This window comes from Pseudocitrobacter vendiensis (genome assembly GCF_943590815.1).
GTDB lineage: Bacteria > Pseudomonadota > Gammaproteobacteria > Enterobacterales > Enterobacteriaceae > Pseudocitrobacter > Pseudocitrobacter vendiensis.
In genome coordinates, this window is the sequence record NZ_CALSBS010000018.1 from 51,496 (window position 1) to 75,954 (window position 24,459).

The following is a 24,459-nucleotide window of genomic DNA, read 5'->3' on the forward strand; positions in this document are numbered from 1 at the left end:
AATTTTAAATCTTGTGACGTTTGTGACGGTTTTCCGATGCCCCCCTTCAATTTTTGAAAAAGCATAGGATGGTCAGAAATCGCCCTGATTTGTTGGTGAGTTTGTATCTCTCTCTGTTACTGATTTGGTCACTGGTGGCAGCATGTGTGCACAGGGATGGGCGCAGACGGATCTGTGCAAAGTATTTCAGTTGTGCCGGTTCGTACGGCTCCCCGCAAACCCGCGCCAGCAGCGGCTTTCTGTTTTTAAACGCTTACGAGATCTCGCGCTGGCCATTACGTAAAAAATCACGTAATCACAACTCATCCCGCATGGCTCAAGGCTTTACCTTCTGTGACGCCCAGCTGGCCATCGCACAAAAACTGAAATCGTTGAAATCTGTTTCACACATTTCAGTTTAGGATCTGACGTCAAAGCCCCAGCGCTGGCGCGGTCGGCCGATGTATTTTGTACCACCGGAAAAACTGAAATCATTCTCAACACGAAAACCGCAGGCGGGTGCGGTGTAGCGCCGTTTTCGTCACTTCCGCCGTTATTTCGTCACCGTCAGGATTCGCAGGCGCAAGCGTGCGCCGCTGTGCTGAATGAGGGGATGGATTTACTCAGGCGTGATAACGCGACGCTATGAGAGCGTTCTGCGACGTTTGAGAAGGGTACAAAAAACCCGCTACAGTGAGCGGGCAGGAAGGATGTTTTACTTACCGATTACGGGGGAGTATTTACCGTTCAGCGTATCGGCTTGCGTGCCGGTGCTGCGAATTTCGCCGGCGTTCGTCGGGGCGCCAGTATTACTGTGCGTATGGCTGGCAGTCAGTTCTGCCAGCTGCTTGACCACATCAAGCGTATCCAGCATCAGCTGAGCCACATTAATACTGCCGGAACCTATCCACACCACCGGCGCGATAATCTGCTGCTGTACGGCCGCAACGCTTTTTCGAATCTGGCCTATCTGCTCCGTCAGGTTCTTCCCGATCGTAACAGTGGCGTTTTCGGTCACGACCATTTCATCACTGCCGCCGATAGTGGCCAGGCGACTACCCTGAATCGCCTGGCTAAATTTGCCGGCGCTGACCTGCTGAATGGCTCCAGCCATCAGCGTGGACGTACCGATAACGCTGGTTTTATCCGTAGCCTTAACGGTCGTTTCGCGGCTTACCACCTCGCGGTTTTCCGTATCGGCCTTAACGGTTCTGGCCATCGATGTTTCGCTGATTGTCTGGTCAGTCTGTCGCACCCAGTCCCCGGCCTGCGTCACGCGCTGAGAGACTTCCGCTCGCTGCTGCTGGAGCTGCTCACCGGGTTTGATATCCGGCAGGCTGGTACCATCCGGCACGGTCTGACGGATAAATGGCTTATCCGGCCGGCCGTCAGTAAACGCAACTTCTACCAGCGTTCCTTCAGGTGGAAACTGGTACATTCCGGAATCATTACCGGCCATCGGCACCGGTAGCGGTACGGCGGAATAGGTCGGCGTCTGTGCGTCAGGCTTTCCGTCTGCGTCAAGCAGCTGCACATCCACGGCATAGCGTGGACGAAATGGATCCGCAAAGTTGCCGCTCTTAACGGCTTCTGTCGGCGCAATGACCCTGGCAAACTTCGGCAGGTGTAACCCGGACGCAAGCTCCGGAAAATGACTTTCAATCTGCCGCTGTACCGGTGATTTCTGCAATGGCTGACCGGTGGCGCGGTTGCGGGGTGTCCAGGTAACGGCCATCGTGTCATTGGTCAGATGAACCTTTGTGACGCGCTCGCCGTTCATTTCAGCCCCGGGCCGCAGGCTCTGGACAACCGGCAACGTCATGGTATTGCCGCCAGCAGCCCCCTGACTGAACCCGGCCGGGATATCCACCGGTTTACCGGCAAAGAGGGACTTTTCTGCACCTCCCACATACAGCCCGCCATCCGGTAACTGGTACCAGATGTAATCCGTGATGCCAAAGGCTTTACCCAGATTATTCAGCAGCTGGTACCCGCTGCCACTGTGGGTAAAGTGGGGGATCGGTTTATCAGCGTAACCGGCATCGGGTACCATCACCGTAATGCCGCTGTTCTCTTCCAGCCAGCTGGCCACGCTGCGCAGTGTCGGGTGCTGAAGTGAGCATGGCCACAGGCGTTCAAACACACCAACCAGCTCACGAACAAAAAGCCGCTGGAAGCCGTTATCAGCTGGCTGCGACCGTTCCACATATCCTGTAAACCACCGCAAAAGAAGGTCGGTATACCCGACATTAAGTCGTACCAGCTTGCCGGTATAGTCCTGGTCAGTTTCGGCCGTAATGAATCCCCGGCCGCAGGTGTTCAGCTCCAGCACCAGACTGGCATCAGCAAGATGCACTTCGTCCGTTGACAGGTACAGGCGTTTTATCGGTTTCATCCTTACCCCAGTGCATCGTTAACGGGTTTCAGGACTTTGCGTTCAAACCACGTCATTTTCTCATCATCTTCATCAGCGGACTGACCTGCCCCACCGGGGGCGCCACTGGAAGAGTTTCCCTGCTTTTTCGCTGACACTTTACTGCTTGCCCTCGCCTCACGCTTTTCCTGAACACTGATATGTTCGGTCAGCGTAAATGTCACCAGCCATGACATTTTCCCGTCCTGCTGCGGGGCATCCAGCGTGCCGGTGAAGGTGGCTTCACGAAAATTGACAGCACGCGCCTGCTCATGGGCGACGCGGTATTTCTGACGCTGGCCGCTGGCATCTGTAGCGCTGGCCAGCTCAAAGATGCGGCGCAATATCTCTTTATTCTTGAAAGGGACTTCGCCTGATACGCGCAGCTCTTTACCTTTCATGCCCTGCTCGGACTTCGTGGTAGAGCTGGTCTGTCCGGACTGGTCTTTGTCCTGAAACTGCTGCGTTATCGTTACACGCATGTTTTTCAGCTGGATCGCTTCTCCGTTAAGCGCCAGCGTCGGATTCGAGGTCATGTATCATTCCTTTTATGCCATCGAGATTATCGCCAGTCAGCATCATGGCCGCAGAGTAAACCGCCGATTGCAACGGGATGCCTTTTACCAGATCCAGCAATGTGGTACCCAAATCACCGCTGGCAGTGAATACCCAGGCTCTGGCGCTTTTCCCCTGTAAATCAGCCAGTCCACCGGCAATATCGCTCAGCAGACCATCGCGCAGACGGGTAAAGTCGTCGAGTTGCTTCTTAAGCGCCCCGACATCAACCATTGCGGCCGCTTCTTCCTGTGCTTTCCTGACTGCCGCTGCGGCAAGAACTGTTCGACTGGTTGGTACTGACAGTGGAAGCACATCAGCCAGCCCGGCGCTGTACTTTGCCGGAATTTGCATCTTTTCCATCACCAGTTCTGCCGCAGAAAGCGCCAGGCGCTTTACCTGAGTGAACGCCGGCGCTGGAAAAACATCAACCAACTGATTAAGACTGTTTATGAAACTGTCATGCGTCTGACCAGCAACCATCATAATGACCACATCCGCGTTTCCACCCGTCCCGGCCAGCTTTTCAGCCAGGTAAGAAATGGCGTTAACCGGGCTGAGATATGCACCATTCTCTGTCTGCTGCCCCAGTCCGTATATCCACGGATGCGCCGGCACAACCGTACAATTGATAGCCGTTACGCTGTCATTAAACACCAGGTTTGCTTCACGCCACATTTTCGGGTACTTCCGGCCATTTAATATTCGGGGCTTTGCTTACATCAACTCTGCTTAAAAGAACACGGTATTTTTTCCAGAGCAGCAGTGCTTCCCTTTCCTCATCTGTGGCTATATCCATATCGTCAGCATCCTGTAACGGCGCAATAACAGCCGTTGCGACAGACATTAGTGCAGTTTTTCTTTGAGCCGCAGTATCAGCCCCCTCTGGTACTGGTGTTATAAACTCCCCATCAAACATCCATCCACCATTAATATCGACTCCATCAGGAATATCATCAACCTCAGCAACTGACATTCCAACAGGAAATAACATGGAAATATCGTTACTAAACGAGACAATCACGCCATCAGAATCAAACACTATTTTCCATGTATCATCAGAAAATAATTTTTGTGAATCATACCAGTCTGCACCGCTGTCAGATTGCAGATAGGCAATTGGCACACCGCTGTTATTCTCAGGGTAATAGCGTTGAAAATTATTTAATCTCATTATTTATATTCCTGTTATGACGCCAGTGTAATCCATGAACCATTAACCAACTGCTGAACTGGTCGATAGCGAATCGCGTTAACGGTTATATACTGGTTATTACTGGACTGGACGATACCAGATAAAAAATGCCCTTCCGGTACGTCATACGTTTTTATCTGACCAGTCGATACATTGCTGGTTGCCATCTGAGAAACAGCACCGCACCGCATGCCCAGCACGACCGGATACCACGGTGTAAACCCACCTCCGGATGCTGTTCGCGAACGCACAGCTACGGCTGGAGTATCCGTGTTGGATTTCCCCATTAATTGCCAGCCAAATACACCAGACGAACCAAAGCATGCCCCTACTGTCCATGCCCCCGCATATGGCCCTGAGTTTTCAGAAGGTAAAAACCACGCAAATCGGTTTACACCAACAGCATTTGGTGTCCCTGTAACACCGTTATCAGAGTTAACACCAAGCCCCCAGCCACCTAATCCCGCAGTTTCCATCGCGGGTATCTGACCAGATGATTTACCCGCAGCATAAGTAGCAGCGCTCCCCAATCCAAGATTATTCCTGGCCGTAGCAGTGTTGGTTAAATCCGACAAATTATTGCTTTTTTGCAAAGCATTGACGATACGTGAATCATTACCAGCAGCCACAGTGCCAGCTGTCGTTCCTACATCCAGCACCGCTGCGCTTTTTAGCCCCAGGTTATTGCGCGATGCCGATGTACTAGCAACATCCGAGAGATTATTCGCGATTGCAAGTGCACCAGTATCACTGGCGGATGGTTTATTCCCGGTATGATACATTTCGACCCATCCGCTAAATGCCGAGGCGTTAGCTTTTGTTCGAAATCTAAATCGTGGTACGGCCCCACGTGATAATCCAACCATTTGCCAGCCTGTCGCGCCTGAGTTGGCAAAAGACAATCCGCCTGACCATTCACCGGGAAATGCTCCGACGTTATCAGCAGGGTCAAAATAATCAAACTGAGTAACGGTTATCGACCCCATCGTCCCTGCTGCTGTATCTGCGGTCGCACCCAGTCCCATCCAGCCAACAACAGGAATGCGTTTAGGCGTAGCATCTGTTAAGGACGTGACAATATTAGCGGTTGCCCCGGAGCCTAAACCAAGATTATCTCTGGATTTTGCAGAATCAGCCAGGTCTGACAGGTTTTTACTCTTTACCAGGTAGCTACTATTTGCCTGCTGGTTATCAAGAGTACCTTTTGGTCTCAAATCCGTGATATTCCCGTTGGCATCAATGCTGGCCAGTGCAAAAACATAATGTTTCACGCCGCTCTGCTCGTAGTCCACCAGGTTAGCGGCCACAGTCACTTTGCTCTGCACCGCCCAGACGCTAGTCAGTGCGCCTGACCAACACACATCCAGCCAGACTTTGACCGGTTTCGTGGTTACAGTGATATTTTGGTTAGCTGCCAGCACGGAACGCAGCCCTGCAACATACCCCGTCCCCTTAGTAACAAAGTACTGATCGCCACTTTTAGCCACCAGATAACCATTATCAAAAAATGCTCCCGCACCATAGATATCAATATTCTCAAGACGCTGACGTTCATCCATCCCCGCCATACGTGCCGTGAAATCAATCTGCCAGGTCTCAGCCGGGGTGTTAATAGCCGTTTCGGCCTGTGCGCCAGCAAACTCCATCAGGAAAGAACGGGTCAGAACGTTACCCTGCTGCCCTTCTTTCGTCTTTAATTTCTGCTGCTCCGGCGCATGAACAATCATTGCCAGCGTACCGCTGGCCTTATTCGTCAGCCCGATCCAGTTGAAGGAGAAATCGCCCACATCCGCGCCCAGTACAGCGGAATGCACCACAGCATTTTCATTTACCACCCCTTTACGGGTGACTGATTCGCGGTGAACAATTTGCGCAGCAGGTGGCAGCGTTTCACTACGATCGACAGGCAAATCCGGGTCAAGCCCCGGCACCAGTGCAAAAACGAACTCATCAAGCAGAACAGATTCACCCGTTGCAGCCTGCTGCGCTTTCCACTGCTCAAACGCCAGCGTGATAGCGGTCTGTGACATAATAACTACTCTCCCTGTAAGCTCGCGCTGAATGTCGCGCTGCTGGTTTCCGCGCCGGCAATCTTCGCCGGATAAACCACATATTCACCCTGATCCCATCCTGCACGGATGGATAAATTTTCAGAGGTGATAACCTCAAACTGGTAGCGTCGGCATGTGCGGCCATACTGCCGGATAATCTGGATCATCATCTCGGTGTTATCCGATATCTGGCTGTCGGTGACGCGAACCAGTATCACGTCCCAGTCAATACCCGGCTGGCGCTCCATTAACTCAACATACCCAATCCCCAGCCGGTCAAAGATATTGATAAATCCCTCAACGGATCCGGCATCAGCCGCATTCACAAAAGCGAAAGCAACACGCCGGCGAAAAAGGCTTAGCGGTTCGCCGTTAAAACGGCTGATATCCCTGTCCCATGCGATGAGACCCAGTATAGATTCGTTGCAGGTCAGCGGGTCAAACTGGCGCAATGGCCACGTAATCCAGTTGTAAACCTCCGCCCAGAAGGTCTGCGCCGCTTTAAGGAGTTTTTGCGGCTCGCCTTTATCCATCCAGGACGGCAGCACCATGCTGGCCAGTTTTTTCAGAAAATCATTCATCTTTCAGTTCCACCGTCAGCGCGTTAAGTCGCGGTACGCTGAGCTCACTGGTGATATCTTTCAGTGAAAATTCCAGCGAATCCGTGTCCGGGAACGTCTTATGGATCTCCCGCCCCAGCTGTGAGAAGGAAAAACGCGAGTATGGCCACGTCTTCTTCACGTCATAGTCCGTATTTTCACGAAAAGCGCAGCGGATAAGGTTTTCAACCCCCGCTTGCAGGCTGTCGCGCTGCTCCTGTTCCAGGTTGCTCAGATTTTTAACCCAGACCGTGACAACCAGATCGTGACGGGTTTCTGGCATGGCAAAGCACTGCATATCATCACCGTGTCCGTGATGACCCTGGGTATTGATATAGTCATTGACGGCATCAATAAACGGGTCTGACGCGACCCCGCTATCCAGCAGTAAATACGCATTGGCGGTACCGGGGCCGCGCGGTGCGTCATGCTCAAAAAAAATCCTGTCGATACTCAGGCCGGCCACGCCGGCAATCATCGAACGATAAACCGCGTCGGTATGGTAATTCCCCACCAGGTTGAACTGATTGCGGCAGCGTTCGCGCAGCTCGTCGTCGCTCTCCTCGTCGGCACCCGGCACCGTCAGCCAGTTTTCTTCACTGGCGACGTGGCTGATACCGTCCGCCGCCACAGGCAGAATACGGTAATATCCCGGCGCAAGGTTGTATGCACCGCCCGTACCCGTCGCTTTTACCGCCAGCAGAGCGCTGGCCGTACCGGAAGGGATCGTCACATCCGCAACAGTCGATAAGGCATAGACTTTCCCGTTGATACGCTCCGTCTGTACTACCGTGCCGGTTTTCACCGTCACAGCCTGCTTAACATCCTCTTTGAAGAATCGGATTACACCCTCGGCAGCGCTGGCCGGCTTCGGCGTAACATTTACCGCCCATGCCAGCAGGCGCAACATCTGACCGGTAGCCGTGGCCACAAACATACCAGGCAGCACCACAGCTATCAGCGCATCTTTCAGCCACATCACCGGCGCGGTCACAATCGCCGAAATCAGACGCCAGAATGGTGACATTCGGGACGTATTGGTAATCATCCCTTCATCGGCCACAACGATATTAAACCGGCTGCGTACCTCGTCTTCCGTGGTCGGCATCCCGCTGGCTTTTACCACATCTTCAAAATCAACCTGCGGCTTTTCCGTCATAGATTCACCTGATATGTAATGCTGCCAAAGTCATACGTACCGGCTGTCACCCACAGCCGTTTTGCGTTTTCCTCGCTGATTTCCACCGTACCCGGCACAATGCGATCGTCGCTTTCAACAAGCAGTTCCAGCCGGGTAAAAATATCTGCGCGTAAGGTCGGGCTGCGTTCGGCAATAAGCTGCGTGGCCAGCCCGCTTTCGATGATTGAATGCACAACATCCTGCCCGATACTTTTGCGGTTATTGCATAATTCAGGTTCGCTACCTGTATTAAGCACAAAATTACGCCCCTCAATAAGCAGGTCGATATAAAGCACATCACTCATTAATTAAGCTCCTGCCATTCCATTAGCTGAGCCGGTGAAAGTGCCTCTTTAGTATGGAAATGCACTTCACCAATCGTCTTACTGTTATCCGTTACAGCTTTTGAATTCTTACTGATAGTGCTGCTGATACCGCCCCGGTCAACACCTTTTAGTTGCCCCCCGGTTGAGAGGGTGTTAGTTGTCAGTGACTGCTGAGTATTATTTGCAAAATTATTCTGCATCACTGGCGGCATTACCCCGCCCGCTGTTTTATTGTTTTCGGGGGTAACGACAGGTGATAGCTTAATATCCACACCGGGTATTTTATTGAGCTTCCCGACTATCCAGTTCCAGGACTTCAGGAACCCGCCTTTTATGGTCTGCCAGATATTGTCAAACATCGTCACAATACCGCTGGCCATACCGCTTAACGCTTTTGACGGAGAAAAACCGGTGAGCAGCGCGATAAAGCTGTTCCAGCCGGCGACAATCGAATCCCAGGCTGAACTGAACACGCCCGCCAGCCATTTCACGACCTCCGCAGCAGCCTTAAAGGCAGTGCTGTCCATGACGGCAGATTTAATAGCGCCCCAGTGCTTAACCAGCAGGTAACAGCCCACGACCAGCGCCGCAATGGCCGCTATGACCAGCAGCACCGGCCAGCTCATTAGGTTGATACTGATACCGGCCAGCATCGCGGCCATGCGCACCGCCAGCAGGACGCCACGCAGAGTCTTCAGCACAATGTTCCAGGCCAGAACGGCTTTCTGTGCCAGCCAGATAACAAGGGTGTATGACTTCACGACAGCGACCAGCAAGCGCCATACGCCGGTCAGCCCCATAATAATGAATTTAGAGACCCCCATCACGATATTGGCGCTTGCGCCCACGGCAGCAAAGCCCAGCAATGCCAGCGTGGCATACCCGATAACGCGCGCGATATTGGGAAACATCTGCATCCAGCGGGCAAAGGTCTGCCCCATGTCGGCCAGCCGGTTCAGCACCGGATACAGCACGGGGATTAACGTCAGGCCAATCACCGTCTGAATGGCTTTCAGGATTTGCACAAAGCGATCCCACGGCTTCACCATTTTTGCCGCCATTTCCTGCGTGCGCTTCAGTCCGTCAGCACCGCCCAGCTCGGTGATATTGCGTTGCAGTAAGGCAACATTGCCATACAGCTGCTTGACCACGGCGGAACTGTCGCCAAAGGCGGCATCCAGCTCGGCCTGAGCTTTCAGGTTGCCATCCAGACTTTTGCCGTATTTGTTCTGGAGCTTAGTTAACATATCCGGCATGGACAGCATTTTGCCGTTCACGTCGGTAAACGAAAGTCCGAGCTTTTTAGCGCCATCAATCGCGCCGGTCATAAAGCCCTCGTAGGCGCTGCTGGCCTCCGTTCCCAGCGTGCGTTGCAGCTGCCCCAGCACCGCAAGCTGTTCGTCCATCCCGACGCCGTAGTTAGTCCCGACGCCTCGCGCACCTTCCATCAGGTCTTTGATAGTTCCCATCTCAGTACCGAAGGTTTTGCGCATGTACACCATCTTGCCCGCCAGCTGCTCGGCAAACGGGACTTTCCCCAGCCTCGCCGCCTCAGAGGAAAAGTTGCCGAACATCTGCCCCATAAATTCCGTGGTTTCGGCAGCGGTGGATTTCATGGCAAACGCCAGCGTATTCGCGACTTTCGTCACCTTTGGCAGCTCGGTATTGCTCAGGCCGGCAATAGAGGCGTTAATGTCTTCCGTTGACTTCACGAACTCCACGGCACTGGCACCGTAGGTCATGCTGAAGCGCAGCGCATCACGCTGCACGGTCTTCATCGAGGTATCATCAATCCCTTTCGCGGCGGCATCGTTCAGCGCGTCATACATCTCGATGGCCGGCGACAATGCCCCCTGAATGGCCTGAGCAACACCCCACATGGCCAGAGAACCGGCACCAATCTGCTTAAAGGCATTTTTTGATTTTTCCGCAAAGCCGGACACGCTGCCCTGCGCCTGTTTTAACGGGCGGGTCAGTTTATCAATCAGGCTTAATGTAAAATCTAATTGTTTCATTCCGTGCCTTTAAATGCCGTGCTAATTCCGTTAGCCACTGCAACGCGCATATATTCCCAGTGGCGATTATCCAGCCAGACAGCAGCGGAAATATCATCCACGGTATCTTCCCCGTTCGGGAGATAATAACGACGCAATATCAGATATTGTTCGAGCCCATTCTCTTCAATAGCCTGGACTCGTCGGGTTAGTTTTTTACTTCAATTTCCAGTTCTGGCGCGTAAAGTTCGTTAACCTTACCTGCGAGCTGAAGTGCAGCGCCCGGACGTTTCAAAATATCGGCCAGTGCTTCTTTGCTTTCTGTCGCCACAATACGCGTCAGATAATTGTGCGCCGGCACGACTTTATTATCCATCGCCATTTCATTAATGAACTTGTTATAAGCCGTCTGATTAGGCTCAAAGGTAATATCCTGACCACAAACAGTAAGATTAATCTTTTCCATAAATAACGCTCTCTCTTAAATTAATTTCATCAACAAGCTGGTTATGCCGTGCGGCACACTGGCCATACAGTTCAGGGTAAATTGTTAAAATTTCCGCCGCGTCTTTACCCTGGGTACCTTTCAGGCGCGGCAGCTGCGTGGTGCATTTAGTCAGCAGATTTTCCTGATAACGCACGTTCGGTGCCGGCTGCGGCCTCGTTGTACATGCGGACAAAATCAGCAGACATGCACACATTGGTAAACACCGGCTTAACCACTTCGGTACGAATTTCACGCGGTTGTGCCTCCTTCAACGCCTCCAGCTTACCTTCCAGCTGGCGACTGGATGAGCTGGCGATACCTGCCAGCTCTTTGCCCGTGGCGGCGGCGGTATTCCGGATAGTCAGGTCGATACTGTCCCGCTGCCAGAGCGCCACTTTCCAGCCCAACAGAAAAGACAGCGCCAGCGGAACGATAATCACCGTGATACGGCTCATCAGCGAACCCCGTTGTGTTCCAGGCTGAAGTGATTACCGTCCGGACGGGATTTGAAGCGACCGCCCCACGTTCCGCCCAGTGACTCCCAGTACTCGCCCAGCGGCAGATATGCCGTGCTGTCGGTCTGGTACTGGCCGTTAATGAACAAATTGAAGTCCACGGCCAGACGCTGTGTATGCAGGCTGTTGGTGATACCACTGCCTTTTTTCGCGTTCAGCGCAGCCTGCTCCGGCGTGCGGTACGCTTCACCGAACGTCAGGCGGTAGCCGTGTGATTCAGACCACTGGATCAGATTTGCCACCATCACGGTGAAAAGCTGCTGTTTTTCGCTCAGTGTCATTTCCCTGTCCCTTTGTTCAAAAAACCGCCAATTCCTTTTTTACGCAGCCAGGCTTCCACCCCATTCAACCCCAGAATACCCAGCCCCGACCCAATGCCGACCAGCGCCAGCGGATGAATATCCGGTACCACATACAGCGCCACGCCGGCCAGCAGTGACAATGCACTGCCGACAATCAGACGGCCAGCCAGTAAGCGAACGGTAATCGGCTCATCGCTGTTCAGCATCTTTCCCAGCGCAATCAACGCGCCCATGATGGCCAGCGCAATAAATCCCTTTTCGTAATCCTGCATCCCTGCCTCTTATCCAATCAGGTTTTCCGTGGCTTCCGCTTCCAGATACGGAATGCCGTCAATGTTGATAAATTTAGGGCTGGTCACGAGAAACTTAATTTTTCGCGTGGACAGCGCTCCGCCTTTGGGATCGAGATCCAGAAGGTTGTTCAGCAGCAGCTTGCAGCCGAACGCCTCAACTTTGGTTTCTTCGTTGCCGGCTTTGGCATAGAAGAGAAAATCCAGCTCAGGAATGCCGCGCCATGACCCGGCAGATTGTGCGCGGGCTTTGATGGAGGCCAGCGCCTTAGTGGCCAGTTCCAGCTCACCTTCGGCGGACACATCACCATCCACCCAGCCATCCGGCACGCCGCGCGTCTGCGCTGCTGCGGTGTTGTCGGTGATATCGAGCGAAATTTTCTCCGCATGTACCAGTTCGCCATCCATATAGAAGTCGAAGGACATGCCCGAAATACGTCTGGTCATGAATTTGTCTCCAGGCTGGCATCCAGCAACAGGCTGATCGTGATTTGCAGCGGTACTTCATACGTACGCACCACCATGTAAATATCCACCGCCTTTTTGGTCTTCCAGACGATCGTGATATCGCCGTCCTGTGGCGGCTTCACTTCGCCGGGGAAGGACACGCCGTTAATGTTCGCCGCTGTGGACATTTCGCGCAGCGGACGCGCAAACAGCGTCTGGTGTGCGGCAATGCTGCCCGGTGTACTGTTTAGCGAACGGTCGGCAATCTTGCCGATGGCCAGCAAACGCACACGACGCGCGGCTTTATCCACAATACGCAGCGTTTCAATGGACTGATAATCTCCACCCTCAACGTCCAGCGTACGGCCGTCAGACCAGTAGTAACCGTCATAGTCCGGATACCACATCGGCACGCTGTAGCGCTGTGCTTCCAGTGCCTGAAGCGTGGCCAGTTCCAGTACCGCGCCAGTACCATCCTTCGGCAGCTCATCGCTCCCCATGCTCAGCAGCGCCCCGGTCTTCACCCTAGCCGGGCTGTCGGCAATAGTGACAGCACGGTTACACAGACGGCCGGCAAGAACGCCCGGTTCGTTACCCCAGAGACGGGGAACCAGCTGTACAGATTTCTCGGCAATACCTTCCTGAAGCGTGGACAGGCGGGTCAGATAGTCGGCCTGCGCCTCCTCATCCTGCATCCCCTGTACTGCCAGAATGAACCAGACCCAGCGGCCATATTTCGCCGTCAGTTCCGATCGCAGCGTTGCCGCCTGGTTAATGGTGGCTTTAGCGGAAACATCATCCGACAGCACAACACCTTCCACCGAACAGGACACCTGCGCCGCTTTTACCGCCGCCACCCAGGCATCCGGCTCGCTGTCTGCGGCCAGCACGTGGACAAATCCCCACCAGTTCTGGCCGGCATTAGCCAGCGCGGCCAGTACATCGTTCTTTAACGGGCTGTCGTCTTCGCCCAGGAGCGAGTCAAAATCGCTCTGCGCGTTGACGGCCAGCGTCTTCCCTACATTTGTTTTACCGGTACCGATAAACAGCAGCGTGCGCTCCACCTCGTTGGTTTCGCCAAGCAGCTGGTTTACCTGATTAACGGTTACGTTTGGCCAGGTCATGCTCTCCCCCTGATATCCTGCGCGTTAACATCCAGACCGAACCCGACAGCCTGAAGCTGTCGCGCCAGCGCTTTGTTAAAATCGTCCTGACCAATCCCCAGAAACGCCCTGGCAGGTAAATCAATCTGCCAGGAGGTTTTGACCGGCTTATCCTCCAGTGTCCGGATAAGCAGACCAGCCTGACGGGCGGTCATTTTTTCCTGTATTTCCTTATAACCGGGTTTACGCCAGCGCTTACCGCGCCTGACTTTGTACCCGGCTTTGCGCAGGCGCTTCGCCTGTCGCAGTGAGGCAGGCTTATCCCCCTGCTCACGGCCTGCCACCTGCTTACGGTTGACGGTGACGCTCATCCCGTTTTGCTGCACATATCCCACGACGCCGGCAGAGAGTTTCCCTTTTGCGTTGCGGTAATGACCGCCGGCAAGGTAGAGCCTGACGGACTCGGTTTCCGGCATCTCCCGGATGCGGATAAGTTTTGGCATGTTGCGCAGCATCTTGCCCTTACGCCGCGTCTGCCTTGCCGGCCACTTCCCCCCTTCCGGTGACTGCTGATTACGCACATTGCGCTTAGACGCAGCCTCTACGCCATATTTAGCCATTCGCCACAACAGGCGACGGCGCTTCGGCGGCGGTAGCTCCAGGCTGGCCAGCGCTGCCTGAAGCTGCCGGAACTGCTCCTGATTCAGCTCTCCCTGAATCATTGCTGCCCCTCAGTCAGCGGGATAATCGTCACTTCCTCTGCCGTCCAGATGTCCGGCTCAGCCAGTCGCCAGCGCTGACCATCGAAGGGGATTTCACCTTTGGGGTCGGGGATCATATTCAGTTCTTCCGCCATCGGGAGCGTCACCACCATGATGGCCGTCTCCTGGTCGATGGTTTCGATATCGAACTCCGGCAGCTCGCTGTCAATGCCGGTTTCCTCCAGCAGTCCCCGCTCATCCTGCGTCAGCCATGACATAAACAGCGCCATCAGGATTTTGGGATCGTACTCACGGTAGGGATAACGCTCCCACGTCAGGACGGCGTTATAGCGGATGATGGCAAGGCGATACTGCCCCAGCCCGTTATCCCGCTGTGCCGGAATGAACGTGATTTCGTCCATCTGGCTGTCAAAACCCTGCATGGCACGCTTCGGCATGTTTGCAATGAGAAAATCGGTCAGTTGCTTCAGCTGGCTCATATCATGGCCACCGTAATACGTTTCAGCCCCTTGATACGCCGTACTGTCAGTGTGGATTCGGCAATCAGGCTGGAGCGGGTTTCGTCACTCTCCTGCCCCGGATGGCTCTCACGCCGCCCAACAGAAGCAAATTCCCCCATCAGGTCAGCTTTGGCGCGGGCATACACCGCCTTGCGGTAGCGGGCGCACAGCAGATTTTCGCCGTCGATTTCCACTCCTGGCACGTTCTCCGCGCTCGTGTGGCCATCGTCCTGATATTTCGCGGCGACCTTAACGAGATCGTCATTGATTTCGCCGGCTGCGGTCAGCAGCGCCTGGCGAATGGTGGCTGCGTCGATATCGGCCGGAATGGTGCGCTGGGACTGAAAATCCCTCACGCTGAGGTCTGGCCAGAAGCCGTCATTCGTCAGAATGGCGTCATCAAAATCAATAGAGGTTCCGCTGAACATCCTGTTTCTCCGGAAAAAAGCGGGCTGGCCGGTTTCCACGGGCGATACGCTTATGCGATCCCCTCCACCGCGCCCGCTTTCGGGTCGGTAGCCTTTTACTTGTTAAGTACCCGCAGACGTGCAGCTATACGCTGCAACATCGTGCCGACACCACATTTAGGGTCGAATCCCTTCGCCTGCTCCAGCAGTTCCTTAGCCCGGAGCAATACTTCCCTGTCTTCCGTTGCCGCTGCGCGTGGCTCTCCGTTTTCATCGCGTAGCAGGTGCAGACCGGCAAACTTCACGTATTTGGCCTTTATGACCTCATACACATTCCAGTGCTGCATCACGTTCCCCAGCGTGCGGCCGAAATACGGCTCTACATCATGTCCCTCAACGGCTTCCGCTTCCGCCCAGGACAACACCGTATCCGCCACAAACACCGGGAACGCACTGCCGAACGCGGCCGGGGTTTCCTGCCCCCGTTGGATGGCCACATCCGCCCAGTCCAGCGCCTGGTCAAACTGGCCTGTATCAAACAGCCAGACGACACACCAGGCAAAAACAGGATTCTGCTGCACACTGTCACCCTCCAGCCAGGATTGCGCGGTAGGCATCCAGCGCGGTAGCAGCACATCACGCTTAAACTCCATGCGCTCAGCGCGGCTTTCAATCGCTGCGGCCGCGGCAACATCTTTCTCCAGCGCGACAATCTGAATGTGCAGGCTGGTTTCCGTGTCCAGAGACTGCTGTTGTCGCAGTAACCGCTCTGCTTCAATTCGTGCGCTGTGGCGCTGTGCCGGTGACAGTTGCATCAAATTCCCCTTACTCGCCTGCCGGAGGCGCGACAGGTGCCCCGATAGTTACCGCACTTTCATCAAACGCGGCGTACAGTTCCGGATACTCAACCGCATAACCTTCGTTACGCAGGTATTTGTTTTCGTACTGTTTACGGTCTTCCACAAACTCCGCCTTACGCTGGCGCGTGCCGCGCTGGGTGTAGATGTGCAGGTTCGGCAGCGTGGTGACGATCATACGTTTGCCCGGCATAAACGGCGGAACGTAAGCCGTGCGACCGGCGATACTGTCAGACAGCAGCTGTGCGGCAATCTTCTCGGTCGGCTTATCCGCTTTCTGGTACAGGCGGAAAGATTCAGCCGCCACAAGGTCAGCGCCAACCAGCACCACCAGACGCGGGTCATTGCGGAACTGTGCCGGAATTTTGGCGTTAATAAGGTCGGAAGCCATCGCATCGAGTGACACATAATCGCCTTTACCGTCGCCATCGAGCACAACCGCATCGGTGATGATCTGCTGGCCATCCTTCCACTCTTTGACGATCTGGTGCCAGCCCTTGTTCACATCTTCGTCGTTCGGATTCTTCTCGGCGTCTGTAGTTTCCGCAACAGACTTACCGTTAAAGCCGATACGCAGCATATCCAGCGCAAACGCCTGATTGGTGAACTCCTGGACACGCTGGAAGAACTCGTTTTCATCGCCGGCATTCGCCCAGACAGAAAGCAGTTGCCAGGTCAGCGCGGCACAGGAATCGGTTTCGACCAGCTTGTAGTCATTACCGCTTACACCCACTTTTTTACGGAAGCGACCATCCAGCACACGACCGGTATACAGCCCCGAACTGCCGACCGGCACAACCTGCCCCTGTAACTGGTCAACATCAGCGACCGTCAGGAAATTCAGGAAGGAAGACTCTTCCAGCAATGCATTACGCATCTGGGTTTCTTTCGGGTCGGTCAGCGCAAACCAGCGGTCTTCTTCAGTAGCACCGTAGGATTCACGCAGCCCCGTATGGTACTGACGCAGAAACTGACGGGCTTTTGCATTCAATTGCATATTCATTTTCCTTAAAGAAAATCAGCATCATCCCTTACAGGAAGTTGAAGCCTTTTTTGCCCTTGCTGAACTGCTTGTTCGGCAATTTGGTAACTTTCTCATTCAGCTTGCTGAAGCCCTTCACCAGCTCCGGCAGATTGCCAACCAGACGCGCAAAATCTTCGGTATCCACCACCTCTTTCACGGTTTCTACATCGTCCTGCACATCGGATACGGCTTCTTCAGCAGTATCAAGACGCGTTTCAATCGCCGTCACACGGTCTTCCAGTGCGGCCAGCGCATCAGCCATCGCCTGCATGGCATCAGACGGCACCGGATCCGGTTCAGTAGTTTGTTCCGGTTCTTCAATACTGAAAAAATGACGCCAGCCTTTTTTCGCTTTAGACATTCCCTTTTCCTTTTTAAATTCCCTGACTTCATCAAACGCCAGCGGCTTATATGGCCCGATACGTTTTCCTTTCGTGCGGCTGAAACGTAGCCGTGTGGTGCTTACCCCGGCCGGACTGTCAGTAATGGCCAGACCTTCGAGATAGGTTTTGCCGGTATTTCTGAAATTCCCGTCCGGTGTAAACTCCGGTGATAAAAATAAAAGTTGTCCTTTCGCATTAGCCTGAAGCAATGCAATAGCCGGACAGAGTCGGGCATATAAACGAAGAATACCTTCATCATCCCGCTCGGCTTTTACTTCCAGCACTTCCCCCATATTCCCGAAATTACGGGTATGCTCCGGCCATAACAGCGCGGTATATAAATTGGGGTCATATAATTCAGCGGCATCGAGTAACCATTGTTCTTCAATGGTTCTTTTATCGACTGTTTCACCCGCAGTGGCGATACAAATCCAGTTTGTTGCCAGTTGTGAACCTGACATATTGCCTCCGTTCATTCTGCGAGTTTCAGTATTAACAATAAAAGACTCTCACGCACTCCAATTATTTCGGAGAAATTCGGATATAAGCAATAACCGAACAAAGCAGAATTAATTTTCAAAAATTGAGGGTAATTTGCTGAATAATTCGCTTATTAATAAAAAGATGAATTATGGCAAGGAAGCCGATGGCAAAATACAGTGAAGAACTAAAAGGAGTGGCAAGGGCGCTATACCTGAAGCGCTATACACCGCAGGAAATTGCCAGCGAACTTAATTTACCCAACCGGCGAATCGTTTATTACTGGGCGGAGAAATATTGCTGGGCGGAACTGCTCAGCCATGAATCTACAGAAGACGCGCTGAATCGCCGCGTGCAGTCACTGACGCTACGTGAGGGCAAATCAGAGCTGGAGCTGCGCGAGCTGGACAGTCTTGTCGCCCACCTGGTGAAACTCCGTGCGCAGAATAACAAGCATCAGGAAAAGCTGGCTGAAATTAAACACCGTGGCGACGGCGATGCAGCTGCACCGCGCCAGCCTGGCGACGGGGAGAAATCGCGTAAACGCGGAAAATACAAAAAGAACGATATCAGCCATCTCACCCAGGAGGATTTTGACCGGTTCGCGCTGGAGCATCTTTTCGGGTACCAGAAACACCTGCGAGCCAATCTTCACCAACAGATCAGGAATATCCTCAAGAGCCGTCAGATTGGCGCGACCTGGTATTTTTCGATAGAAGCCTTTGAAAATGCGGTGATGACGGGCGATCCGCAAATATTCCTCTCGGCATCCAAAGCCCAGGCGGAAGTCTTCCGAAGCTACATCGTGAACATCGCAGAGCAGTATTTCGGCGTGGAACTCACGGGCAACCCCATCCGCCTGTCCAACGGCGCGGAGCTGCGCTTCCTGTCCACCAACAAGAATACCGCCCAGTCCTACAGCGGCCATCTGTACTGCGATGAATATTTCTGGGTACCGAACTTCGCAAAACTGAATGAAGTGGCCAGTGCGATGGCCACGCACGACAAATGGCGTACCACCTACTTTTCCACGCCCAGCAGCAAAACCCACCAGGCATACCCGTTCTGGACGGGGGAAGAATGGAAGCGCGGCGACAAAAAACGCGCGCGGGTGCAGTTTCCAACAGAAAAGGAGCTGCGCAACGGTGGGCGACTCTGCCCCGATGGCCAGTGGCGCTACATCATCACGCTGGAAGATGCGATCGCCGGTGGCTTTAACCTGGCCAGCATCGAGAAGCTACGCAACCGCTACAACCGCGACACGTTCAACATGCTCTATATGTGCGTATTCGTGGACAGTAAAGACAGCGTATTTTCGTTCTCCCGCGTCGAAAAATGCTGTGTCGATCCGGATACGTGGGAAGACCATGACGAAGACCTTCCCCGTCCGTTCGGTAACAGAGAGGTATGGGCAGGCTATGACCCCGCCCGCAGCGGCGATACGTCCACCTTTGTGATTATCGCGCCGCCGATACTGGCCGTCGAAAAGTTTCGCGTACTGCGCGTTTTCCACTGGCAGGGGATGAACTGGAAATGGCAGGCGGCACAGATTAAGAAGCTGTTTGGCCAGTACAACATGACCTACATCGGTATTGATATCACCGGGCTGGGAAGCGGTGTCTTTGAAGACGTTCAGCACTTTGCCATGCGCCAGGCAGTCGCGATCCGCTACGGCGTCGAGACCAAAAATCGTCTGGTGATGAAGATGATTGACGTAATCGAAGACGGCCGCGTGGAATGGGATAAGGAGAAGACCGAAATCGCCGCCAGCTTTATGACCATCCGGCGCACGTCCACGGCCAGCGGCAACGCGATGACGTTCGTTGCCGATCGCACCGCAGAAACAGGCCACGCAGACAGTTTCTGGGCTATCGCCCACGCTATCGACAATGAACCACTCAATTACGGAAACCAGCGTAAATCACGCTGGGGAAACTTAGGGAAAGCAGCATGAAGAAACGCAAATTCCGGGAGCGTCGCAGCGCCCCAAAACCGCGCCATATGAGCCTTATCAGCCTGGGTAAACCTGAACCCATTCTGACCACCGGCACAAACTATACCGATGTCTGGTACGACAACGAGGCAGAGCACTGGACGCTACCGATTGACCGGCTGGCACTCGCGCAACTGGTGAACCTCAATGCACAGCACGGCGGCGTGCTGTATGCCCGTCGCAATATGGTGACGGCAAACTATGAAAATGGCGGGCTTACGCATGAACAGCTGGGGGCGGCAGTATTCGACTGGCTGACGTTCGGTGATGTGGCCATTCTGAAGGTGCGCAATGGATGGGGGGATGTGGTGGCGCTGTATCCGCTGCCGGCGCTGTACACCCGGCAGCGCAAAACTGGAGAATTCGTCGTGCTGCAACAGGCTGAACCAATGATTTACCCCCCTGAAGATATCATCTTCCTGAAGCAGTACGACCCGCAGCAGGCGGTTTATGGCCTCCCGGACTACATCAGCGGCATTCATTCCGCACTGCTGAACGGTGAGGCGACTATCTTCCGCCGCCGTTACTACCACAACGGCGCTCACACGGGGGGCATTATCTATTCCAATGACCCGAACATGACCGACGAAGTGGAAGAAGAGATTATCAGCAAGCTGGAACAGTCGAAGGGGATCGGGAACTTCAGCACCATGTTTGTGAACATCCCCAAAGGCGATCCGGATGGCATTAAATTTATCCCGATTGGCGATATCAGCGCCAAAGATGAGTTTCAGAACATCAAGAGCATCAGCGCCCAGGACGTGCTGACCGCGCATCGCTTCCCGGCAGGGCTGGCGGGGATTATCCCGACGAACGGCGCAGTAATGGGAGATATTGAGAAAGCGGCTAAAACCTACCGTAAAGCTGAAATTCTGCCAATCCAGCGCATGTTTGCCGCAGCAGTAGCGAATCAGCCCGATATTCCACAACATTTATACCTGAATTACATGAAAGACAGCGAGCTGGAAGGTGATTAATACCCTCAAAAAGGCTAAAATATAGGCGTTTTCAGGGTCATGGAGCGCGGAATATGCGGGTACTAAAAGTAAAATGTCCGGAGTGCGGAGCAAAGGCGATCATCAAAAAGACAAATCCCAAGCACCCGCATATTTCAGATATCTACTGCGCCTGTTCAGACGTGGAGTGTGGCCATACCTTCGTGCTTAACCTGACGTTCTCCCACACGTTAAGCCCCAGTGCCAAGACCGGGGACTTGATGGTGCAGACGATCCTCAATTCCTTCTCACCAGAACAGAAGCAAATGACGCTGGATTTATTGAAAGCCGGAATGGCTGCATAGAAAAAGGCACCGACAGGTGCCTTACTTTTACGCACTTGCCTCAGTCTTGATAAAGGCAATGCCATCTTTAAGGAATGCGTGATAGTTTCTCCCACTCAAAGGGGAGTGAACCACAGCAGTAAGCGGCAACAAAACATCAACAACGTTAGCAAATTGCTCAAAACTGATATCGAAGTGCTCCATTGTCAGCTCATCAAAATCAGTCGTTTCATATAGTTCATCGCTGATATTAAAAATTCCCATCAGCAATTCCTCATACGAAAAATAATTTTGCTTCATTTATTCACCCTATAATTATTCGCTAATCAATAATCTTAATGGTCATATCATCCGAATCAAAAACGCCGGACACATCAACCCCTGTAATTTTGATTCCCTCAGAACCGTCCATTGGAGGCCATCCCTCCTGCCCGTTACCTTCTTTCCAGTCAAATTCACATACAACACCATATGTATTAAAGTTATTCTCAAGTGCAATGAGCATCGCATGTTGTGCCAGCATAATTAAGACGGCATTAAGTACAGATTCATGCTTCATGAGACGGTATTTAGCTTCCGACCAGAAATTATTAATTTCATGTAATTTTTCTTCTGTCATTACATTGTGGTCAATTTCAATATCAATCTCCGCTTTCCAGTCATAATCCACGGTATATCTTTTGATATTTGTCATTCTTTTCCCCTTATTTTTCCCTACGGAATATCCAGCAACGGAATGTATCCGGCATGCGTTGCATTTCACCTTTGCCACGGTTATGGCGTTCACTCACTGCGCTGCGCGTGGTTTTGGTGTCGATAAAACGGCGCTCATTGCCGTTTTTAAGCAGCTTTTTAATCTCGGTTAAAGTAAACGGAATACGCTGCCGGTGGGCGGCGGCGACTTCCTCAAGATGGTTAAAGTTGACCGCAATTTCCCCTTCATCCGATGAATGGTTAATACCGTGCGGTGCCAGCTCGTCAAGGTAATCAAACAGCTCCCAGAACTCCTGTACCAGAGGGTGATCCTTTTTAAGTGCCTGGCAACGTTCCACAGCCAGCGCGGTGATGGCCTCGCGGGTCTTCTCAATACGTTCCACTGGTACCGGCACAACCAGCGCCAGCGCTTCCAGCAAACCAACCAGCTGCGCGTGATTTTTGGCGATACGAATATGCCGAATATTGGTATTGGACTCCAGCTCACTACGAGCGCGTTCGTAACCCTGGCCGAACACCTTCATGATTTCTTTTTCACGCATGGTGGCCAGCAGTGTGAACCCGGATACCTGACTAACGGGTATCTGTTCAAGCCGTTCGGCAGCGTAGCGGGTCTGGATGGACTGGCCGCGCTTGTCGGTATAGATATGGATGATACGCTCCAGAAACGCCTTGCTACCGTCTGTGTCTGCGTTCTGCGCTATCACTATGCTGCCTCTGAATGGCGGCTCGTAGGTCTCGTTATTGTTCGATTTGATACCCACGGCGCGGGAAGCACGACCGTTGTACAGTGATTTAAGTTCGTCCCAGTCAAAAGCGCGTTGTTTGGCGTTATCCGTGGTACGGTCGCCTTCGATTAAGACCACCGGCAAGTTGCCGACCTGTGCAAAGTTACGGCCGCGCGCGGCAGCGGTCGATTTTGACGGGTCAAACCCTTCATACTCTTCACGGCCGGCGAGCTTCCACAGAAATTCAATCAGCGTTGATTTACCTGTTCCGGGTTCACCCACGATTTCAAGGAACGGGAAAGACTTATCACGCTCCCGGATTTGTTCAGCAAACAGCGACCCCAGCCAGAACGCCAGCGCCACATACCCTTTTTCACCAAATGCCGTCCAGATATCGTCAACCCAGCCCGTGGTGAATTCGTTGAGCTTCGGATTCAGATCCAGCGAAGGTGTGAGGCTCAGGCTCTTGACGCTGGCGCTGTTGATTTCGAAATAATCCTCGTCGTTCATCTCATACAACCGGCCATCACACACGGCCACACGATTAAACAGCCAGGCGGCATAATCTTTGTTGTAACCAATAAAATTCTGCGTCTTGACCTCTTTGATTTCCGGGAGGCGCATCTGGATGAACTTATCCAGCTGTTTGGTACTGCCGGTGTAAACCGCCCCTTTGGCAATGTGCAGCAGACGCTTTTTGAACTCGGCGGAGCTGGTGAGCTGATTGGCCGTGAAGGTGTCTTTCACGGCTGGTCGGTTTGGCATATTGACCTTCACGTAATACCAGGACTCGTCCGTAGGTTCAGACCGTTGAAAGTAAAGCGGCGTCAGCCAGCAGTTGGCGATTTCGGTCACGCCACCTGACTCTTTAACCGCCCGTTCTTTGGCCTCCCACTCCATCACCACTTCGGTACCGGTATTGGTGATGCGTTCATAGGCTCGCATATACCTGTCCAGATCCAGTTCAAACCAGTACATGCGGGAATTATGTTCAAAGTAGAACGAATGCCATTCGTTATGCTGATGCATGAGCAGCGCTTTTTCAGTCGGGCTTTTCGCCAGCAGGATATCGCCATAGTAGCGATAATTTTTGATGTCCGATTTGCTGAACCGACCACGTAAAAGCAGGTCATTCCAGTCCAGACTGGAGGATGATTTCACCGGCTGCGCCGCGCGAACCTTCCAGCCGGCTTCCTCGCTACGTGCAGCAAAGGCCAGCGTGTGCTTAGTGCCGGCTTTGTCGCCATCAAACGCCCATATCAGACGTGGGCGGGGTTTCTCGCCCAGCTCTTTCGCCAGGGTATCCAGCGCCGCCAGTGGGTAATTGTTGCTGCTCAGTGTGGCCACGGCAGGTAGACCCGCCTGGCACAAACTCAGCGCGTTAAATATGCCCTCGGTGATCCAGATTTCATTCACTTCCAGCAGGTTTACAGACGGCGGAACCCACCAGTGGCCAACGTAGCTTCCTCTGATGTTCGCTTTCTGCTTACCGAAACGCTGCGGCTGGTCAATGATGCGCTCCCACGTCGCACCACAGGCCAGCTTAAATCTGACGGTTGCCGACCCCATCCCCTCTTTAGCAAATGCGCCCTGAGTAAAGCAACCTTTCAGCGGTTCAGTATCCAGCCCCCGAGCCTCGCGCAGATACGCCTCAGCAGCGGCGTGCGGGGTTTCGGGGGTATCCTGGTACCGCTTAGACCAGTCCTCAAAGATTTCAGGGTACTGCTCTTTGACAACAACCTGATGGCCGCAGTTGTTTTCGCGGCCACACTTCAGGATCCAGGGCTTATCTATGCTGGTGAACAGTTCGCGTTTATGGCATTTAGGGCAAACACCCTGCTGCAAATATTTATCCCGTTCCTTAAATTCAAAATCCTGAACGAGCCGGCGCACAACGTCCTGCTGTATTGTGGCATTCATAATTAATCCAGATGTA

The 24,459-nt window shown here is 53.3% G+C and carries 29 protein-coding genes; 3 read left to right on the top strand and 26 right to left on the bottom strand.

The window, feature by feature from the left end:
* Positions 1-694: 694 nt before the first annotated feature.
* The 23 genes from NMC31_RS17560 to NMC31_RS17665 all read right to left on the bottom strand — a co-directional run bounded on the left by NMC31_RS17560 (position 695) and on the right by NMC31_RS17665 (position 17,790).
* A complete protein-coding gene (locus NMC31_RS17560) occupies positions 695-2,374 on the bottom strand; it encodes a hypothetical protein (protein ID WP_253898649.1) in 1,680 nt (559 codons plus the stop codon).
* A 2-nt stretch (positions 2,375-2,376) separates the two neighbouring features.
* Positions 2,377-2,928, bottom strand: coding sequence for a baseplate complex protein (locus NMC31_RS17565; protein ID WP_253898650.1), 552 nt, complete (start codon positions 2,926-2,928; stop codon positions 2,377-2,379).
* Positions 2,900-3,625 (bottom strand): hypothetical protein, encoded by a 726-nt coding sequence (locus tag NMC31_RS17570; RefSeq protein ID WP_253898651.1) that lies wholly within the window; start codon positions 3,623-3,625, stop codon positions 2,900-2,902. Before NMC31_RS17570 ends, NMC31_RS17565 begins: the two co-directional genes overlap by 29 nt.
* Complete coding sequence (locus NMC31_RS17575) at positions 3,615-4,121, bottom strand: tail fiber assembly protein (protein ID WP_253898652.1); 507 nt, start codon at positions 4,119-4,121, stop codon at positions 3,615-3,617. Before NMC31_RS17575 ends, NMC31_RS17570 begins: the two co-directional genes overlap by 11 nt.
* A 14-nt stretch (positions 4,122-4,135) precedes the next feature.
* Entirely contained in the window at positions 4,136-6,172 is a 2,037-nt protein-coding gene (locus NMC31_RS17580) for a phage tail protein (protein ID WP_253898653.1), read from the bottom strand.
* Between the two features lie 5 nt (positions 6,173-6,177).
* Positions 6,178-6,774 carry a hypothetical protein gene (locus NMC31_RS17585; protein ID WP_253898654.1) on the bottom strand — a complete coding sequence of 199 codons (597 nt, stop codon included), beginning with the start codon at positions 6,772-6,774 and terminating at the stop codon, positions 6,178-6,180.
* Entirely contained in the window at positions 6,767-7,951 is a 1,185-nt protein-coding gene (locus NMC31_RS17590) for a baseplate J/gp47 family protein (RefSeq protein WP_253898655.1), read from the bottom strand. The genes NMC31_RS17585 and NMC31_RS17590 overlap by 8 nt, the downstream gene beginning before the upstream one ends.
* Positions 7,948-8,277 (bottom strand): DUF2590 family protein, encoded by a 330-nt coding sequence (locus NMC31_RS17595; protein WP_253898656.1) that lies wholly within the window; start codon positions 8,275-8,277, stop codon positions 7,948-7,950. The genes NMC31_RS17590 and NMC31_RS17595 overlap by 4 nt, the downstream gene beginning before the upstream one ends.
* Positions 8,277-10,313, bottom strand: coding sequence for a phage tail tape measure protein (locus NMC31_RS17600; protein WP_253898657.1), 2,037 nt, complete (start codon positions 10,311-10,313; stop codon positions 8,277-8,279). Before NMC31_RS17600 ends, NMC31_RS17595 begins: the two co-directional genes overlap by 1 nt.
* Complete coding sequence (locus NMC31_RS26300; RefSeq protein WP_436650616.1) at positions 10,310-10,450, bottom strand: DUF6890 family protein; 141 nt, start codon at positions 10,448-10,450, stop codon at positions 10,310-10,312. Before NMC31_RS26300 ends, NMC31_RS17600 begins: the two co-directional genes overlap by 4 nt.
* A gap of 50 nt (positions 10,451-10,500) precedes the next feature.
* Positions 10,501-10,758: a putative phage tail assembly chaperone gene (locus NMC31_RS17605; protein ID WP_202560984.1), complete on the bottom strand. Its 258-nt coding sequence runs from the start codon at positions 10,756-10,758 to the stop codon at positions 10,501-10,503.
* Positions 10,745-10,933 carry a hypothetical protein gene (locus NMC31_RS17610; RefSeq protein WP_253898658.1) on the bottom strand — a complete coding sequence of 63 codons (189 nt, stop codon included), beginning with the start codon at positions 10,931-10,933 and terminating at the stop codon, positions 10,745-10,747. Before NMC31_RS17610 ends, NMC31_RS17605 begins: the two co-directional genes overlap by 14 nt.
* Positions 10,905-11,234, bottom strand: coding sequence for a hypothetical protein (locus NMC31_RS17615; protein WP_253898659.1), 330 nt, complete (start codon positions 11,232-11,234; stop codon positions 10,905-10,907). The genes NMC31_RS17610 and NMC31_RS17615 overlap by 29 nt, the downstream gene beginning before the upstream one ends.
* The gene (locus NMC31_RS17620; RefSeq protein ID WP_253898660.1) at positions 11,234-11,575 is read right to left on the bottom strand and encodes a M15 family metallopeptidase; all 342 of its coding nucleotides are present in this window, start codon (positions 11,573-11,575) and stop codon (positions 11,234-11,236) included. The genes NMC31_RS17615 and NMC31_RS17620 overlap by 1 nt, the downstream gene beginning before the upstream one ends.
* Positions 11,572-11,868, bottom strand: coding sequence for a phage holin family protein (locus NMC31_RS17625; protein ID WP_253898661.1), 297 nt, complete (start codon positions 11,866-11,868; stop codon positions 11,572-11,574). Before NMC31_RS17625 ends, NMC31_RS17620 begins: the two co-directional genes overlap by 4 nt.
* A 9-nt stretch (positions 11,869-11,877) precedes the next feature.
* A complete protein-coding gene (locus NMC31_RS17630; protein WP_148244191.1) occupies positions 11,878-12,333 on the bottom strand; it encodes a phage protein in 456 nt (151 codons plus the stop codon).
* On the bottom strand, positions 12,330-13,457 hold the full coding sequence (locus NMC31_RS17635) for a DUF2586 domain-containing protein (protein WP_253898662.1): 1,128 nt from the start codon (positions 13,455-13,457) through the stop codon (positions 12,330-12,332). Before NMC31_RS17635 ends, NMC31_RS17630 begins: the two co-directional genes overlap by 4 nt.
* The gene (locus tag NMC31_RS17640; RefSeq protein ID WP_253898663.1) at positions 13,454-14,158 is read right to left on the bottom strand and encodes a hypothetical protein; all 705 of its coding nucleotides are present in this window, start codon (positions 14,156-14,158) and stop codon (positions 13,454-13,456) included. Before NMC31_RS17640 ends, NMC31_RS17635 begins: the two co-directional genes overlap by 4 nt.
* The gene (locus NMC31_RS17645) at positions 14,155-14,637 is read right to left on the bottom strand and encodes a phage tail protein (protein ID WP_253898664.1); all 483 of its coding nucleotides are present in this window, start codon (positions 14,635-14,637) and stop codon (positions 14,155-14,157) included. The genes NMC31_RS17640 and NMC31_RS17645 overlap by 4 nt, the downstream gene beginning before the upstream one ends.
* Positions 14,634-15,086 (bottom strand): head completion/stabilization protein, encoded by a 453-nt coding sequence (locus tag NMC31_RS17650; RefSeq protein ID WP_253898665.1) that lies wholly within the window; start codon positions 15,084-15,086, stop codon positions 14,634-14,636. The genes NMC31_RS17645 and NMC31_RS17650 overlap by 4 nt, the downstream gene beginning before the upstream one ends.
* Before the next feature lie 95 nt (positions 15,087-15,181).
* Complete coding sequence (gpM, locus tag NMC31_RS17655) at positions 15,182-15,880, bottom strand: phage terminase small subunit (RefSeq protein ID WP_253898666.1); 699 nt, start codon at positions 15,878-15,880, stop codon at positions 15,182-15,184.
* 10 nt (positions 15,881-15,890) lie between these two features.
* Entirely contained in the window at positions 15,891-16,919 is a 1,029-nt protein-coding gene (locus NMC31_RS17660) for a phage major capsid protein, P2 family (protein ID WP_253898667.1), read from the bottom strand.
* 34 nt (positions 16,920-16,953) lie between these two features.
* On the bottom strand, positions 16,954-17,790 hold the full coding sequence (locus NMC31_RS17665; protein ID WP_253898668.1) for a GPO family capsid scaffolding protein: 837 nt from the start codon (positions 17,788-17,790) through the stop codon (positions 16,954-16,956).
* A 185-nt stretch (positions 17,791-17,975) separates the two neighbouring features.
* On the opposite strand from NMC31_RS17665, the gene NMC31_RS17670 reads away from it, so the two are divergent.
* The 3 genes from NMC31_RS17670 to NMC31_RS17680 are packed head-to-tail and all read left to right on the top strand — an operon-like array spanning position 17,976 to position 21,102.
* Complete coding sequence (locus NMC31_RS17670) at positions 17,976-19,763, top strand: terminase large subunit domain-containing protein (protein WP_253898669.1); 1,788 nt, start codon at positions 17,976-17,978, stop codon at positions 19,761-19,763.
* On the top strand, positions 19,760-20,779 hold the full coding sequence (locus NMC31_RS17675) for a phage portal protein (protein ID WP_253898670.1): 1,020 nt from the start codon (positions 19,760-19,762) through the stop codon (positions 20,777-20,779). The genes NMC31_RS17670 and NMC31_RS17675 overlap by 4 nt, the downstream gene beginning before the upstream one ends.
* A gap of 53 nt (positions 20,780-20,832) precedes the next feature.
* The gene (locus tag NMC31_RS17680; RefSeq protein WP_241297874.1) at positions 20,833-21,102 is read left to right on the top strand and encodes an Ogr/Delta-like zinc finger protein; all 270 of its coding nucleotides are present in this window, start codon (positions 20,833-20,835) and stop codon (positions 21,100-21,102) included.
* A 27-nt stretch (positions 21,103-21,129) separates the two neighbouring features.
* Here the strand turns inward: NMC31_RS17680 and NMC31_RS17685 are convergent, their stop codons facing one another.
* Genes NMC31_RS17685 through NMC31_RS17695 form a run of 3 tightly spaced genes read right to left on the bottom strand, consistent with a single transcriptional unit; the run spans position 21,130 to position 24,443 of the window.
* A complete protein-coding gene (locus NMC31_RS17685; RefSeq protein WP_253898671.1) occupies positions 21,130-21,381 on the bottom strand; it encodes a hypothetical protein in 252 nt (83 codons plus the stop codon).
* Between the two features lie 22 nt (positions 21,382-21,403).
* Entirely contained in the window at positions 21,404-21,775 is a 372-nt protein-coding gene (locus NMC31_RS17690; protein WP_253898672.1) for a DUF2528 family protein, read from the bottom strand.
* 10 nt (positions 21,776-21,785) lie between these two features.
* Positions 21,786-24,443 carry a toprim domain-containing protein gene (locus NMC31_RS17695; RefSeq protein WP_253898673.1) on the bottom strand — a complete coding sequence of 886 codons (2,658 nt, stop codon included), beginning with the start codon at positions 24,441-24,443 and terminating at the stop codon, positions 21,786-21,788.
* Between the last annotated feature and the right edge of the window lie 16 nt (positions 24,444-24,459).